Source organism: Mesorhizobium atlanticum, from assembly GCF_003289965.1.
Classification (GTDB): domain Bacteria; phylum Pseudomonadota; class Alphaproteobacteria; order Rhizobiales; family Rhizobiaceae; genus Mesorhizobium; species Mesorhizobium atlanticum.
In genome coordinates this window covers 628521-643997 of sequence record NZ_QMBQ01000005.1, presented here as the reverse complement: position 1 = coordinate 643997, position 15477 = coordinate 628521, and the positions used below count along the sequence as shown (strand labels likewise).

Here is a 15477-nt window from a genome sequence, read left to right as displayed (position 1 = left end):
CGCGTGCTGTCCAAAACGACGCTGCTCTGCACAACAAGGCCGATGGGAGGATCGAATGGGCGAAGCCGTGGAAGGGAAATACCCGCCGCTCGACGTCATCACCATCGGCCGCGCCTCGGTCGATCTTTATGGCCAGCAGATTGGCTCGCGGCTGGAGGACATCACCTCCTTCGCCAAGTCGGTCGGCGGCTGCCCGGCCAATATTTCCGTCGGCACCGCAAGGCTCGGCCTGCGTTCGGCGCTGCTGACGCGCGTCGGGGACGAGCAGATGGGCCGCTTCATCCGCGAGCAGCTTCGGCGCGAGGGCGTCTCGGTCGACGGCTTGAAGACCGACAAGGAGCGGCTGACGGCGCTGGTGCTGCTTTCGGTCGAGAGCGAAGGCGTCTCGCCGATGATCTTCTACCGCTCCGACTGCGCCGACATGGCGCTGGCCGAAGAGGATATCGACGAGGCCTTCATTGCCTCGGCGCGCTCGGTGGTCATCACCGGCACGCATTTTTCGCGCCCGAATTCCGATGCCGCGCAGCGCAAAGCGATCCGCCTGATGAAAGCCAAGGGCGGCAAGGTTATCTTCGACATCGACTACCGCCCGAACCTCTGGGGCCTTGCCGGCCATGCCGAGGGTTTCGAGCGCTATGTCAAATCCGACCGCGTCTCGGCGCAGCTGAAGACGGTGCTGCCGGACTGCGATCTCATCGTCGGCACCGAAGAGGAGATCATGATCGCGTCGGGCGCGGACGATTGCCTGAGCGCGCTGAAGGCGATCCGCGCGCTGTCGTCGGCCACGATCGTGCTGAAGCGCGGCGCCAAGGGTTGCATCGTTTATGACGGCCCGATCAGCGACGACCTCGAGGACGGCATCGTCGGCAAGGGTTTTCCGATAGAGGTTTACAATGTGCTCGGTGCCGGCGACGCCTTCATGTCGGGCTTCCTGCGCGGCTGGCTCGGCGGCGAGAGCTTTGCCACCGCCGCGACCTGGGCCAATGCCTGCGGCGCCTTTGCCGTGTCGCGCCTGCTCTGCGCGCCGGAATATCCGACTTTCGAGGAGCTGCAGTTCTTCCTGAAGAACGGCAGCAAGCACCTGGCGCTGCGCAAGGACGAGGCGATCAACCATATCCATTGGGCAACGACGCGCAGGCGCGACATTCCTTCGCTGATGGCTCTGGCCTGCGACCATCGCGTCCAGCTCGAGGACGTCGCGGCAAAAGTCGGCGCCGATGTTGCGCGCATTCCGGATTTCAAGGTGCTGACGGTCAAGGCGGCGGCAAAGGTCGCCGCCGGCCGCGACGGCTACGGCATGCTGATCGACGAGAAATACGGCCGCGACGCCATGTTCGAATTCGCGCGCCATCCGTTCGCCTGGCTCGGACGTCCGGTCGAATTGCCCGGATCGCGGCCGCTGCGCTTCGAATTCTCGCAGGATATCGGCTCGCAGCTCACCGAATGGCCTGTCGATCATTGCATCAAATGCCTGTGCTTCTACCATCCCGACGATCCCGAGGCGCTGAAGGTTGAGCAGCAGCAGAAGCTGCGCGCGCTGTTCGAGGCGGCGCGGAAAGTCGGCCGAGAACTGCTGGTCGAGATCATCGCCGGCAAGCATGGCAAGCTCGACGACACCACCATTCCGCGCGCGCTGGAAGAGCTCTATGCGCTGGGGATCAAGCCGGACTGGTGGAAGCTCGAGCCGCAGGCTTCCGCAGGCGCCTGGGCGAAGATCGAACAGGTGATCGTCAAGAACGATCCGTGGTGCCGCGGCGTCGTGCTGCTCGGGCTGGAGGCGCCGCAGGACGAGCTGGTCGCGGCCTTCGCCGCCACCGCAAATGCGCCGATCGTGAAAGGATTTGCCGTCGGCCGCACCATCTTCATCAACGCCGCCGAACAATGGCTGGGAGGCCGGATGTCGGACGACGAGGCTGTCGCCGACATGGCGTCCCGCTTCGAACAGTTGACCGAAGCGTGGCTTGCCGCGCGCGGGCGTAAAGCAGCATAAGAGCACGGGCAGCATAAGAAAAACGGCGCCAACAAAAGCCGGAGGAAACGACAAATGAGCAAGACCATTCGCCTGACGATGGCGCAGGCTGTGACCCGCTTCCTTAGCCGGCAGATGACCGTGATCGACGGCAAGACGGTGCCGATCTTCGGCGGCGTCTGGGCGATCTTCGGCCATGGCAATGTCGCCGGCATCGGCGAGGCGCTCTACCAGGTCCGCGACGAGCTGCCGACCTTCCGCGCCCATAACGAGCAGGCGATGGCGCATGCCGCGATCGCCTATGGCAAGGCCAATTTCCGCCGCCGCTTCATGGCCGCGACCAGCTCGATCGGCCCCGGTGCGCTGAACATGGTGACGGCGGCGGCGCTCGCGCATGTGAACCGGTTGCCCGTCCTGTTCTTGCCCGGCGATGTCTTCGCCAACCGCCTGCCGGACCCGGTGCTGCAGCAGGCCGAGGATTTCTCCGACGGCACGGCGAGCGTCAACGACTGCTTCCGCCCGGTATCTCGCTATTTCGACCGCATCACGCGGCCGGAGCAGATCATCCCGGCGCTCAACCGCGCCATGCAGGTGCTGACCGATCCGGCCGAATGCGGCCCGGTCACGCTTTCGCTCTGCCAGGACGTGCAGGCCGAGGCCTATGATTATCCGGAAAGCCTGTTTGCCGAGCGTGTTTGGACGCCGCGCAGGTTGCGTCCGGACCGCAACGAGTTGGCCGCCGCGGTCGCGGCGCTGAAGGGGGCGAAAAAGCCCCTGGTGATCGCCGGCGGCGGCGTTCTGTACTCGCAGGCCTCAAGCGAGCTCGCCAAGCTGGTGCAGGGCGCCGGCATTCCGGTCTGCGAGACGCAGGGCGGCAAATCCTCGCTGCCCGACGATCATCCGCTCAACATGGCCGCCGTCGGCGTGACAGGCACATCGGCTGCCAACCGGCTGGCGGAAGAGGCCGATGTCGTCCTTGCGGTCGGCACCAGGCTGCAGGATTTCACCACAGGCTCCTGGGCGCTGTTCAAGAATGCCGGCCGCACAATCATCGGCTTGAATACCCAGGTGTTCGACGCCGGCAAGCACTGGGCGCTGCCGCTGGTCGCGGACGCCGCCGAGGGCTTGGCAGAACTGTCCGCCGCACTGAAGGGCTGGAAGGCCCCTGGCGCCTGGACCGACAATGCGCTGAAGGGCAAGAAGGAGTGGCAGGCCGCCGCCGCCAAGGTCACGGCCTCGACCAACGCCGCCTATCCGTCGGACGCTCAGGTGATCGGCGCCGTGCAGCGCGCCATGGGTTCCGGCGTCACGCTGCTGCATGCCGCGGGCGGCCTGCCGGGCGAATTGCACAAGCTGTGGCAGGCCGGCGCGCCGGGCTCCTACCATGCCGAATACGGCTTCTCGACCATGGGCTACGAGATCGCCGGCGGTCTCGGGGTGAAGATGGCGAAGCCCGACCAGGAGGTCGTCGTCATGGTCGGCGACGGCTCCTATCTGATGCTCAATTCCGAGATCGCCACCTCGGTGATGCTTGGCTTGAAGCTCACCATCGTACTGCTCGACAATCGCGGCTATGGCTGCATCAACCGGCTGCAGATGGCGACCGGCGGCGCCAACTTCAACAACCTGCTCAAGGACGCGCGCCACGAAGTGCTGCCCGACGTCGACTTCGCCGCCCATGCGGCAAGCATGGGTGCCAATGCCGAGAAGGTCGCTTCGATCGCCGAATTGGAAACGGCGCTGGCCCAGGCGAAGAAGAACGACAAGACGACGGTGCTGGTCATCGACACCGATCCGCTGGTTTCGACCGAGGCCGGCGGCCACTGGTGGGACGTCGCCGTGCCGGAAGTCTCGTCGCGGCCGCAGGTGAACGCCGCGCGCAGGAAATATGAGGAAGCCGTGGGCAGCCGTCAGGGCTGAACCCGCCTCGCAACGAACCGACATTGGAGTGACGACTTGAAAGCCAAACTGGGCATGTCCCCCATCGCATGGTGGAACGACGACCTCGTGGAACTGAGCGATGACGTGTCGCTGGAGGAATGCCTGCGCCAGTCGCGCTCGGCCGGCTTCACCGGCATGGAAAGAGGCCGCCGCTTTCCCGATGATCCCTCGGTGATGCTGCCGATCCTGAAAGCAGCCGACGTCACGCTTTGCGGCGGCTGGTTCTCCGGCACGCTGGTCAACGAGGAGCTGGCGAAGAACAAGGACCGCATCCAGCCGATGATCGATCTGTTCAAGGCGGTCGACGCGCCCTGCATCGTTTATGGCGAGGTCGGCCGTTCCATCCAGGGCGACCGCTCCAAGCCTTTGGCCACCAAGCCGAAGCTTTCGGACGACGAGATGAAGGCCTATGGCCGCCGCGTCACCGAATTCGGCGAATGGTGCGCGGACCAAGGCATGCCGCTGTCCTACCACCATCACATGGCGGCGGTGGTCGAGACCGAGCCGGAGCTCGACACCTTCATGCGCCATTCCGGCGAAGGCATTCCGCTGCTGCTTGACGCCGGCCATCTCGCGTTTGCCGGCGGCGACGTGCTGCGCGCCATCGACAACCATCACAAGCGCATCAACCACGTCCATGTGAAGGACGTGCGCATGGGCGTGATCGACGGGCTCGACCGGTCGAAACAGTCCTTCCTCGACGCCGTGGCGCTCGGCGCCTTCACCGTGCCGGGCGACGGCTCGCTCGATTTCGGCGCCATCGTCCAGCGCTTCGCCGATTATGGCTATGAGGGCTGGTTCGTGGTCGAGGCCGAGCAGGATCCGAAGAAGAACCCGCCGCTCAAGATGGCGCAGGTCGGTCACAAGGAGCTGATGCGGGTGATGACGGCCGCCGGCTATACGGTGGAGACGCAAGGGTTTCCGGCCTGAACGGCGGATTCGTCATGGATGATGGATTAGTCGGGGCGCCCGGTTTATCCGTTGCGCTTTGGGCAAATCCAGGATTGGCGCGATGAAAGACTATGAGCACCCCTTCTTCCGGCCGCTGTGGCGGCGCGTCGCCGTCGTGGCGGTTTGCCTGGTTTGGTCGGTGATCGAGTTCGCCTCCGGCACGCCATTCTGGGGCGTCATCGCGCTCGGCTTCGCCGGTTACGCCGTGTGGCAGTTCTTCTATCTCTACAAGCCGGTCGAGGAGAACAAGGCCAACGCTGAACCAAAGGAATGACTGATTCCATGGCCCGGATGCTTCTACCGATCGGATACTGCGTGCCTGGCGGATCGCACACGATGGCGATTGGCCGCAACGTCTCTCGCTTCGTCATCCTAGGGCGGAGCAAGGAGCGCAGCGACGCAGCGCAGACCCTAGGATCCATGCCATGACTTTGAAGGTAGTGTGACGGTGCAGAATTCTGCTCCGCTGCGCCCTTCGATTGAGGGAACGGCATGGATCCTAGGGTCTTCGCGACGGAGCTTCGCTCCTGCTTCGCCCTAGGATGACGAAGTTTGGAGGCCACGGCCAATCGCGAAGGTTCGCGTCGGACTCCTCAGCTGATGAAATCTCTGGGTCGCCAACCCGCCAGAGCGAATAGGGATAGGAGACAAAAAATGTCGAAACTCATCGTCAAGGCCGACAAGGGCCACGGCCACGTCGCTCACGTCACGCCGCAAAGCGCCGGCTGGACCTATGTCGGTTTCGATCTGCATCGGCTGAAAGCGGGCGAGACGGTGGCCGGCAAGACGGGTGATCGCGAGGTTTGCCTGGTCTTCGTCACGGGCAAGGGCAAGGCCTCGGCCGGCGGCAAGGAACTCGGCCTGCTCGGCGAGCGCATGTCGCCTTTCGAGGGAAAGCCCTGGTCGGTCTATGTGCCGCAAGGCTCCGACTGGTCGGTGACCGCCGACACCGAGCTGGAACTCGCCGTCTGCTCGGCGCCGGGCTTGAACGGCGGCCTGCCGGTGCGCGTCATCGGGCCCGACGATCTCGGCCAGGAGGTGCGCGGCAAGGGCACCAACACGCGCTATGTCACCAACATCCTGCCCGAGGGCAAGCCGGCAGATTCGTTGCTGGTGGTCGAGGTGATCACGCCCGGCGGCCACACGTCCAGCTATCCGCCGCACAAGCACGACCAGGACAATCTGCCGGCGGAATCCTATCTCGAGGAGACCTATTACCATCGCCTCAACCCGCCGCAGGGTTTCGCCTTCCAACGCGTCTACACCGACGCCGACCGCAATGGCGTGCGCGAGCTGGACGAAGCGATGGCGATCGAGGACGGCGATGTCGTGCTGGTGCCGAAGGGCTATCACCCCTGCGCGGCCTGCCACGGCTACGACCTCTATTACCTCAACGTCATGGCCGGACCGAAGCGGACGTGGAAATTCCACAACGCGGCCGAGCACGAGTGGCTGATGAAGACCTGATCAGGATGTGTTGATATTCAGCTGAGGCCGGCCTGCAAATGGCGGCTTCTTGCGCTTCCGGTGCTCACGTACTTCAAGTACGCTCCGCTCCGGTTCTCGGAAGCCGCCCAGTTTGGTCGCTTCGCGCCCGTCTTCGACTCCGGCTCGGCCTGACCTGAACCTCAACGCACCCTAAGTAGCCGTTGGTCCAGCCGGGAAAAAATCGTCGGCTAACGAGCTTGCGGCTGGACTTGCCTTCGAAAACCCATGAAAGCTTCGTCAATCCGTCATGGAAATCACCTATGGCAGCGGGTCTGATGCATGTCGCCGCAAGCGCTTCCGCGTTTTTGGGCCCACGACTTGCCAGGACAATGACTTGAAGCGCGTCGCATGATCCTTCGGGCGCGGCGCGCTTGACGAGGAACACCGATGCGCTACGCCATCTACTACACACCGGGGCAGGACGAGAAGCTGGCGCGCATTGCCGCCAACTGGCTGGGCCGTGACCCGTTCGGCGCGGCGACGCGGTCGGTCGAGGCGGTGGGCGATCTGTCGGCCGCGGAAGTCGCCTTCCACACCGCGTCCGCCCGACGCTACGGGTTCCACGCGACGCTGAAGGCGCCTTTCCGGCTGGCGCCGAACGAGACGGAGGCTTCGCTGCGCGCCGCGCTCGACGCTTTTGCCGAGGTGACGCCGCCCGTCGTCATACCGCGCCTGGTCGTCGGGCAGATCGACGGCTTCTTCGCGCTGGTGCCGGAAACGCAGTTCGCGCCGCTCAACAGCTTCGCCGGCGAGGTGGTGCGCGCCTTCGACAATTTCCGCGCGCCGCTGACCGAGGCCGAGATCGAGCGCCGCAGCCCCGATGCGCTGAAACCGGATGAGTTCCGCAACCTCTGCCAATGGGGCTATCCTTACGTTTTCGACACGTTCCGCTTCCACATGACGCTGTCGGGGCGCGTCGGGCCCGAAGAAAGCCCACGCCTTCGCGCAGCAATCGACGGCCTGTTCGCCGACGTGCTGCGCCAGCCGGTGCCGGTGGATGCGCTGACCCTGTTCGTCGAAAGCGAGCCCGGCGCGCCGTTCATGGTGCTTTCCCACCATGCGCTTGGCCGTGGCCAGGCCCGCAGGACCGCATAGGGCGGGTCAGCGGAAACGCTGACCCGCCCTATCTTTTTGTTTTACGCAATTCCGGACGGAAAACCGCAAAACACCGGAATTGCTCTGAAATGACCGCTTGAGACAGGACCGCCCGAGATGACCGCCGAAACCGTTCTCACCAATGCCCGCATCGTGCTGCCCGACGAAATCGTCGAGGGCTCGCTTCTGTTGCGCGACGGCCTGATCGCCGCCGTCGAACCGGGCGCTGCCCGCACCGGCGAGGATATGGGCGGCGACTATATCATTCCGGGTTTGGTCGAGTTGCACACCGATCATCTCGAAGGCCACTACGCGCCGCGCCCGAAAGTGCGCTGGAACCCGATCGCCGCGGTGCTTGCCCATGACGCCCAGGTGGCGACCGCCGGCATCACCACCGTGCTCGACGCCTTGCGCGTCGGCATGGACGAGGACGCCGACCTGAAATCCGACGACGTGCGCAAATTGGCCGACGCGATCGAGGACAGCGTGCGCCAGGATCGGCTCAGGGCCGACCATTTCATCCATTTGCGCTGCGAGGTCTCGGCGCCGGACTGCCTCGAGGCTTTCGCCAATTTCGAAACCGACGATCGGGTGAAGCTCGCCTCGCTGATGGACCATGCGCCTGGACAGCGGCAGTTCGTCAATCTCGAGACCTATGCCTATTACTACCAGCGCAAGCTGAAGCTGACGGACCGCGACTTCCAGAAATTCTGCGAGAAGCGGATGGCGGAATCGGCCCGCAATTCCGGCCCAAATCGGGTTTTCATCTCGGCCGCCTGCCGGGAACGCGGCATCGTGCTGGCCAGCCATGACGACGCGACCGCGGGCCATGTCGACGAAGCGATCGAGCAAGGCGTGCGCGTCGCCGAGTTCCCGACGACGGAAGAAGCGGCCAAGGCCTCGAAGGCGGCGGGCCTCGGCGTGCTGATGGGCGCGCCCAACGTCATGCGCGGCGCCTCGCATTCCGGCAATGTGTCGGCGCGCACGCTTGCCGCCGACGGCCTGCTCGACATCCTGTCGTCGGACTACATCCCCTTCAGCCTGATCCAGTCGGCCTTCTTCCTCGGCGATGTCGTCGAAAGCATCACGCTGCCCCAGGCCGTGGCGATGGTCTCCAAGAACCCGGCCGAAGCGGTCGGCCTCACCGACCGCGGCATCATCGAGCCCGGCCGCCGCGCCGACCTGGTGCGCGTGCGCGTCGACGACCATGTGCCGGTCGTGCGCACCGTGTGGCGCCAGGGCCGCCGGGTCGCGTGATGGTCTCGGCCCTCATCGAGCGCGAGCTGGCCGAGAGCCTGCCGATCCGCAACGGCGTCTTTGTCGCGGTGGTAGGCCCGAGCGGCGCCGGCAAGGACACGGTGATCGGCTACGCGAAGGCACGCTTCGCCGGCGAGACGCGGCTGGAATTCGTGCGCCGCGTCATCACCAGGCCGAGCGACACGGCAAGCGAGGACCACGACACGCTGGCGGACGCGGCCTTTGCCGAGGCGGAGGCCGACGGCGCCTTCTCGCTATGCTGGGACGCGCACGGCCTGCGCTACGGCCTGCCGGCCGATGTCGACTGGGCCGTGGCGAACGGCCATGTTGCTGTGGCGAATGTCTCCCGCGCGGTCATCCCGGCGCTGCGCGAACGCTACGCCAATCTGGCCGTGGTCGAGATCACCGCGGCGCCGGAGATTCTCGCCGAACGGCTGGCGGCCCGCGGCCGCGAATCGCGCGGCGAGGTGCTTGCCCGCCTGGCGCGCAGCACCAGCGTCAAGCTGACGGGACCGGACGTCACCTCGATCGATAACAGCGGCGACAAGCAGGTCGCCGGCGAACGCTTCGCCGAGGTGCTGCGCAAGGCGATGGCGTTTTCCGATCTGTCGGACATGATCTAAGATGTGCTGAGATTCAGGTGAGGCCGGCCTGCAAATGGCGGCTTTCTGCGCTTCCGGTGCTCACGTACTGAATGTACGCTCCGCTCCGGTTCTCGGAAGCCACCCCTTTCGGCTCGGCCTGACCTGAATCTCAGCCCATCTTGGCGCCGAGCAATGTCCGTCTTCACTTGTTGAAGTTGGCGATGAACTGCTTGAACTGAGGCGTCGGCGGCCTGGCGAACATCTCCTTCGGCTCGCCGACCGAATCCACCTCGCCCTTGTGCAGGAACATCACCTTGCTGGACACGTCGCGGGCAAAGCCCATTTCGTGGGTGACGACCAGCATGGTGCGCCCTTCCTCGGCGAGCGAGCGCATGACGCGCAGCACTTCGCCGACCAGTTCCGGATCGAGCGCGGATGTCGGCTCGTCGAACAGCATCACCTTGGGGTTCATCGCCAGGGCGCGGGCAATCGCGGCGCGCTGCTGCTGGCCGCCCGACATATGCGGCGGGTAGTAGTTGCGCCGCTCCCATATGCCGACGCGCTTCAGCAATGCCTCGGCCTGCTCCAGGCACTCCGCGCGCGGCCGCTTCAAAACATGCGTCGGCGCGGCGACGAGGTTTTCGAGCACCGTCATGTGCGACCAGAGATTGAAGCTCTGGAAAACCATGGCAAGGTTGGCGCGGATGCGCTCCACCTGGCGTATATCGGCCGGCATCTGACGGCCATCCCGCCCCTGCTTCATCCGGATGAGCTCGCCGTCGACCCGCACTTCGCCGGAGTCCGGCGTCTCGAGCAGGTTGATGCAGCGCAGCATCGTGCTCTTGCCGGAACCCGACGAACCGAGGATCGAGATGACATCGCCCTTGTGAGCTTCGAGCGAAATGCCCTTGAGCACCTCATGGTCGCCGAAGCATTTGCGCATGTCCTTGACGCTGATGGCCGACTTGTCCTCCGGGGACGATGCCGCTTGCGCGGCAGCAGCGACATTTGCCGACATCACAACACCTCCGGTACGGGTCTGATTTGCTGGCTCTGCTCGGGCGGCGGCCGCAGATGCGGCGAAAGCCGGTATTCGACCCAGGCGAACAGCCGCGCGATCGACAGATTGAGCAGCAGGTAGATCACGCCGGCGCAGGTCAGCACCTCGATCGGCCGGAACGTGTCGTGCTGGATCTTCTGCGCCGTTCCCATCATCTCCATGATCGTGACCACGGAAGCGAGCGCGGTCGCCTTGGTCATCAGGATGATCTCGGTCGAATAGGCGGGCAAGGCGAGCCGCAGCGCGATCGGCAGCGTGACGAGGCGGAAACGGGTGAAGGCCGACATGCCGAACGCCTTGGCCGCTTCGATCTGGCCGACCGGCACCGCCCGCAGCGCGCCACGGAAAATCTCGCTCTCATAGGCGGCCGTGTTCAAGGCCATGGCGACGATCGTGCAATACATCGGATCGCGCAGGATCGGCCACAGGATCGGGCTGTGGCGAACGAAGTCGAACTGGGAGAGGCCGAAATAAATCAAATAGAGCTGCACCAAGAGCGGCGAGCCGCGGAAGATGAAGACATAGGCGCGGGTGAAATATTCGCCCAGTTTGTAACCTGAAGCCCGCAGCCAGGTCAGGCCGGTGGCGATGAGGAGCCCGAAGGCGATGCCGAAGAACCAGATCTCGAGCGTCAGCGGCAGCGCCTTGAGCACGCTCCACATGGTCGAAAGGTAGAAGTCGAAAGCCACCGCCACCTCTCACTTCGGCCGCGTGAAACTGCGCGAGGTATAACGCTCGGCCTTCTCGAAAATCGGCGTCGAGACCGAGGTCATCACCAAATAAAGGATACCGGCGACCGTGTAGAAAAGCAGCGAATGATGCGTCGAGCGCGCCGCCTTGTTCGCGGTGAGCATCAGCTCCGCGACGCCGGTGACCGAGATCAGCGCCGAATCCTTGATGGTCAATTGCCAGACATTGCCCAGCCCCGGCACTGCGAGACGCAGCACCTGCGGCACGATCACGAGGCGAAACCGCAGCCAGGCCGACATGCCGTAGGCGCGGGCGGCCTCCAGCTCGCCGCGATGGATCGCCAGGAACGAGCCGCGAAAAACCTCGGCCTGGTAGGCACCGGAAATGATGCCGACCGCGAGCACGCCGCCCAGAAAGCTCGGCATGTTCAAGATGTCGGTCGATCCGATCGACCCGGTGGACCGCGCCACGCCGGTCAGCACCTGCGTACCGCCATAGTAGAACAGGTAGATGATCAGAAGTTCCGGTTCGCCGCGGAACACGGTGGTGTAGCTTTCGCCGATGAACCTCAACCCGCCGCGATGCGAGAGCTTGGCCGCCGCCACCAGCGAGCCCAGCACGGCCCCGATCAGCATCGAGACGACGGTGACGGCGAGCGTCCAGGCGATGCCCCAGAGCAGCTGCACGCCCCAACCGGCGGCCAGCAGCTCATAGGCCGTCGACACCTGGTCCTTGAGATCGTTGAGAAACTCCACGTACGCCTTCCCTCCCGGCGACGGTTGCTTATCTCAATGCAAGAACGGGAGCAGCCTTGGCTGCTCCCGTCGCGACATTACTTGGTAATGTCGATCTTGAACCATTGCAGGCTGTATTTCGACACCGAGCCGTCGTCGATGGCGGCCTTGAGCGCCTTGTTGTAGATGTCCTGCAGGTCCTTGTCGGTCTTGCGGAAAGCAGCGCCAATGCCCGGTCCGAGGATCGGGCCACCCTTGAACTGCGGGCCGACGAATTCCAGGTCCTTGGCATCGGGCTTGGCCAGCGTGCCGAGGAAGTAGGTGGTGTCGGCGAAGGCGACGTCGATACGGCCGGCCATCAGGTCGAGGTCGTGCTCGTCGGTGGTCTTGTATTCATGAACGTTGGCGACGTCCTTGAGATACTTGTCGGCAAAGGTCGCCTCGGTGGTCGAGACCTGCAGGCCGAGATTCTTGCCGGTGAGCTCCTTGCGCAGCGTGTCGAGCGCTGCTTTGGATTCGGCGTCGTCCTTCGACAGGTCGATCATCTTGCCTTTGTTGGACATATTGGCCAGCGGACCGTTCTTGTCTGCCAGGAAAGCCACCGGCGAGGACGCGTAGGGGATCGAGAAGTCGATCGTCTTCATGCGCTCTTCGGTGATCGACATGCCGTCCATGACGATGTCGAACTTGCCTGCCGTGAGGCCGGGAATGACGCCGTCCCAGTCCTGAGCGACGATGTTGCATTCGAGCTTCGCGCGGGCGCAGACGTCGTTCAAAATGTCCACCTCGAAGCCGACGATCTTGCCGCTGGCATCCGTCTGATTCCAGGGGGCATAGGAGCCTTCCATGGCGACCGAAACGGTCTTCCAGTCCTTGGCCATTGCAGGCGTCGAACAGGTCAATGCCAGCGCGGCCAGCGCGATCCAACGTGATGATGTCACAGGTGTGTCTCCCATTTTTTGTTCTTGGAACCCTCAGATACCAATTGCTTAGCCCAGCCCCAATTCTGCGACAAGGGCAGTTTTCCGGTTCACGTGTTGTTGCAATCCGCTCGTGAATCCAAACGCGCCTCGCGGCTTCCACCGCGAGCATCGGCTCAATCAGGGCCGTAGGCCAAACGGCGGGACTACTCCGCCGGCGCGCCCGCAACGTTCTGGCGCGTCGCTTCGATCATGCGGCGCCGGGCTCGGAAGACGCCCCACTGCTGGTCGACCAGCACGCCGATCAGGATCACGCCGCCCATCACCGCGAAGTTGAGCGATGAGGGGATGCCGAGCAGATTGACGAGGTTCTGCAGCTCCTGCAGCAGCACGGTGCCGAGGATGACGCCGACCAGCGAGCCTTCGCCGCCGCGCAGCGAGAAGCCGCCGAGCACGGCGGCCGCGATGGCATAGAGCTCGTAGAACTGGCCGTGGCTCGCCGGCGAGATCGAACGCGTGTACATGGCGAAATAGATCGCCGACAGCGCCGTCAGCACGCCGCAGATGACATAGGCCGCGATGATGATCCGGCCGGTGCGGATGCCTGAATATTTCGCCGCTTCCTCGTTCTTGCCGATGGCGTAGAGATAGCGGCCGAACACCGAGCGATGCAGCACCACCCACATGACGATGGCGATGACGATCAGTGCGATAAAGGAGTTCGGCAGGCCGTAGGAGCGCCCCGCGGTCAGGAATTCGAGCGTCGGGAAATTCTGCCCGAAGGCGAAGCCCGCCGTGCCGTCGGCGGTGTAGAAGCGCGCCACGCCGCGATAAATGAGCAGGCCGCACAGGGTCACCACGAAAGGCTGCAGTTTCAGCCGCGTGATCAACCAGCCATGCACGAAGCCGATGACTGCGCCGAGCACGATGATCACCACGAAGGCCAGCGGCCAGTCCAATTCGCGCACCGCGATGAAGTCGATGAACAGCGTGCCGAGCAGGGCGATCAGCGAGCCGACCGACAATTCGATGCCGCCGGTGATGATGACGAAAGCCTGGCCGATCGACAGGATGCCGAACAGGGCAACGAGATTGGAGGTGTTGGCGAGATTGATCGCCGACAGGAAGCGCGGATTGATGGCGGTCACCACCGCGCCGACCACCAGGATCAGGATCAGCAGGCCGAGATCTTTCTTGCTCATTCGACTCCTCCCGCCGCTTGCAGCAGTTTCGGCTTCTTGCCGACCGCCAGCAAGAGCACGTTCTCCTGGCTGAAATCGTCCTTGTCGAGGATGCCGGAAATCTGCCCCTCATGCATGACCGCGATGCGGTCCGAGACGCCGATCACCTCTTCCATGTCGCTGGAGATCATCAGCACGGCGACGCCGGCATCGGCCAGCGCCCGCATCAGCCCGTAGATCTCGGCCTTGGCACCGATATCGATGCCGCGCGTCGGCTCGTCGAGGATCATCACCTTGGGATTCATCGCCAGCCATTTGGCGAGAACCACCTTCTGCTGGTTGCCGCCCGAAAGCGTGCCGGTGCGGGTCAAGACCGACGGCGCCTTGATGCCGAGGTTCTTCTTCTGCTTTTCCGCCGTCGCAAGCTCGGCGCCGGCCGAGACCAGCGAGCGCCTGGCATGGGCCGGCAGGTTGGGCAGCGAAATGTTCTGCGCGATCGACAGATCGAGCAATATGCCGGTGAGCTTGCGGTCTTCCGGCACGAGGAAAATACCGTTCGCCACAGCATCGGCGGCCGAGCCGACATTGAGCGGCTTGCCGTCGAGCGCGACGCTGCCGCCGAGCCGCTCGTCGATGCCGAACAGCACGCGCGCGAGCTCGGTGCGGCCGGAGCCGACAAGGCCGGCAAGGCCGAGGATCTCCGCGCGCCTCAGCTCGATGCTGACCGGCCGGTCCGGATAGGTGCTGGTGCGGATCGCCTCGGCCGACAGGGCGACGCCGCCCGGCTCGCGCGTGGCTTCGCCCGCCTTCTCGCGCTCCTTCAGCATGCGGCCGATCATCAGCCTGACCATCTCGTCGTGGTTGATCCGGTCCTTCGCCAGCGTGCCGGCGAGCGTGCCGTCGCGCAGCACCACGACACGGTCGGCGACGCGCTCGATCTCATGCAGCCGGTGCGAGATGAAGATGACGCTGATGCCTTGCGCCTTCAATCCCTTGATGACGTCGAGCAGTTTTTCGGTTTCCGCCATCGGCAGGCTGGAGGTCGGCTCGTCGAGGATCACAAGGCGGGCCCTGATCGACAGAGCCTTGGCGATCTCGACCATCTGCTGCTGGGCGAGCGACAGCGATGCGACCGGCGCGTCGGCCGAGAAATTGGCGCCGACGCGCTTCAGAAGCGGCGCCACCATTTCGCGCAGCCTGGCGCGGTCGACCAGCTTCAGCGGCCCGGCGCGCAGCGGCTCGCGGCCGAAGAAGATGTTGGCGGCGACGTCGAGGTTTTCGAAGAGGTTCAATTCCTGGTGCACGAAAGCAATGCCGGAGCCGATACTCTGCTCGACGGTCAGCCCGTCATGCGCCACGCCGTCGACGGTGATGGTGCCGCTGTCCGGCCGCGTCACGCCGCCAAGGATCTTCATCAGCGTCGATTTGCCGGCGCCGTTCTCGCCGACAAGGCCGATGACCTCGCCCGGCCGGACCTCCATCGAGAACCTGTCCAGCGCGACGACGCCCGGATAGGTCTTGCGCACGGCCTCAAGGCTCAGGAACGGAGCGGTGTCTGGGTGAGTGGTATCGGTAGAGGTCATCGCGCCTGATAGCAGCCGGTGGGC

Annotated in this window: 14 protein-coding genes; 8 read left to right on the top strand and 6 right to left on the bottom strand. The window is 64.5% G+C overall.

Features of this window, described 5'->3' with window-relative positions; translation table 11 throughout:
• Window positions 1-55 precede the first annotated feature (55 nt).
• The 8 genes from DPM35_RS20605 (at window position 56) to phnN (ending at window position 9324) form a co-directional block, all read left to right on the top strand.
• A complete protein-coding gene (locus DPM35_RS20605) occupies window positions 56-1990 on the top strand; it encodes a bifunctional 5-dehydro-2-deoxygluconokinase/5-dehydro-2-deoxyphosphogluconate aldolase (RefSeq protein ID WP_112129052.1) in 1935 nt (644 codons plus the stop codon).
• Window positions 1991-2044: 54 nt separating this feature from the next.
• The gene (gene iolD / locus DPM35_RS20600) at window positions 2045-3889 is read left to right on the top strand and encodes a 3D-(3,5/4)-trihydroxycyclohexane-1,2-dione acylhydrolase (decyclizing) (RefSeq protein WP_112129051.1); all 1845 of its coding nucleotides are present in this window, start codon (window positions 2045-2047) and stop codon (window positions 3887-3889) included.
• A gap of 36 nt (window positions 3890-3925) precedes the next feature.
• Window positions 3926-4840: a myo-inosose-2 dehydratase gene (gene iolE / locus DPM35_RS20595; RefSeq protein WP_112129050.1), complete on the top strand. Its 915-nt coding sequence runs from the start codon at window positions 3926-3928 to the stop codon at window positions 4838-4840.
• Between the two features lie 82 nt (window positions 4841-4922).
• Window positions 4923-5135, top strand: coding sequence for a DUF3329 domain-containing protein (locus tag DPM35_RS20590; RefSeq protein ID WP_112129049.1), 213 nt, complete (start codon window positions 4923-4925; stop codon window positions 5133-5135).
• Window positions 5136-5515: 380 nt separating this feature from the next.
• Window positions 5516-6328 (top strand): 5-deoxy-glucuronate isomerase, encoded by an 813-nt coding sequence (gene iolB / locus DPM35_RS20585; protein ID WP_112129048.1) that lies wholly within the window; start codon window positions 5516-5518, stop codon window positions 6326-6328.
• 408 nt (window positions 6329-6736) lie between these two features.
• Window positions 6737-7444 carry a DUF1045 domain-containing protein gene (locus tag DPM35_RS20580; protein ID WP_112129047.1) on the top strand — a complete coding sequence of 236 codons (708 nt, stop codon included), beginning with the start codon at window positions 6737-6739 and terminating at the stop codon, window positions 7442-7444.
• 117 nt (window positions 7445-7561) lie between these two features.
• Entirely contained in the window at window positions 7562-8701 is a 1140-nt protein-coding gene (locus tag DPM35_RS20575; RefSeq protein WP_112129046.1) for an alpha-D-ribose 1-methylphosphonate 5-triphosphate diphosphatase, read from the top strand.
• On the top strand, window positions 8698-9324 hold the full coding sequence (gene phnN, locus DPM35_RS20570) for a phosphonate metabolism protein/1,5-bisphosphokinase (PRPP-forming) PhnN (protein WP_181592082.1): 627 nt from the start codon (window positions 8698-8700) through the stop codon (window positions 9322-9324). Before DPM35_RS20575 ends, phnN begins: the two co-directional genes overlap by 4 nt.
• Before the next feature lie 163 nt (window positions 9325-9487).
• Here phnN and DPM35_RS20565 read toward each other — a convergent pair whose 3' ends face one another.
• From DPM35_RS20565 to DPM35_RS20540, 6 genes are all read right to left on the bottom strand, one after another.
• Window positions 9488-10303 carry an ABC transporter ATP-binding protein gene (locus DPM35_RS20565; protein ID WP_112129045.1) on the bottom strand — a complete coding sequence of 272 codons (816 nt, stop codon included), beginning with the start codon at window positions 10301-10303 and terminating at the stop codon, window positions 9488-9490.
• A complete protein-coding gene (locus tag DPM35_RS20560; protein ID WP_245431592.1) occupies window positions 10303-11034 on the bottom strand; it encodes an ABC transporter permease in 732 nt (243 codons plus the stop codon). The genes DPM35_RS20565 and DPM35_RS20560 overlap by 1 nt, the downstream gene beginning before the upstream one ends.
• 9 nt (window positions 11035-11043) lie before the next feature.
• Window positions 11044-11790 carry an ABC transporter permease gene (locus DPM35_RS20555; RefSeq protein WP_245431591.1) on the bottom strand — a complete coding sequence of 249 codons (747 nt, stop codon included), beginning with the start codon at window positions 11788-11790 and terminating at the stop codon, window positions 11044-11046.
• A gap of 77 nt (window positions 11791-11867) precedes the next feature.
• Complete coding sequence (locus DPM35_RS20550; RefSeq protein ID WP_112129044.1) at window positions 11868-12710, bottom strand: transporter substrate-binding domain-containing protein; 843 nt, start codon at window positions 12708-12710, stop codon at window positions 11868-11870.
• Window positions 12711-12895: 185 nt separating this feature from the next.
• The gene (locus tag DPM35_RS20545; protein ID WP_095819149.1) at window positions 12896-13891 is read right to left on the bottom strand and encodes an ABC transporter permease; all 996 of its coding nucleotides are present in this window, start codon (window positions 13889-13891) and stop codon (window positions 12896-12898) included.
• Window positions 13888-15453: a sugar ABC transporter ATP-binding protein gene (locus DPM35_RS20540; RefSeq protein WP_112129043.1), complete on the bottom strand. Its 1566-nt coding sequence runs from the start codon at window positions 15451-15453 to the stop codon at window positions 13888-13890. The genes DPM35_RS20545 and DPM35_RS20540 overlap by 4 nt, the downstream gene beginning before the upstream one ends.
• Between the last annotated feature and the right edge of the window lie 24 nt (window positions 15454-15477).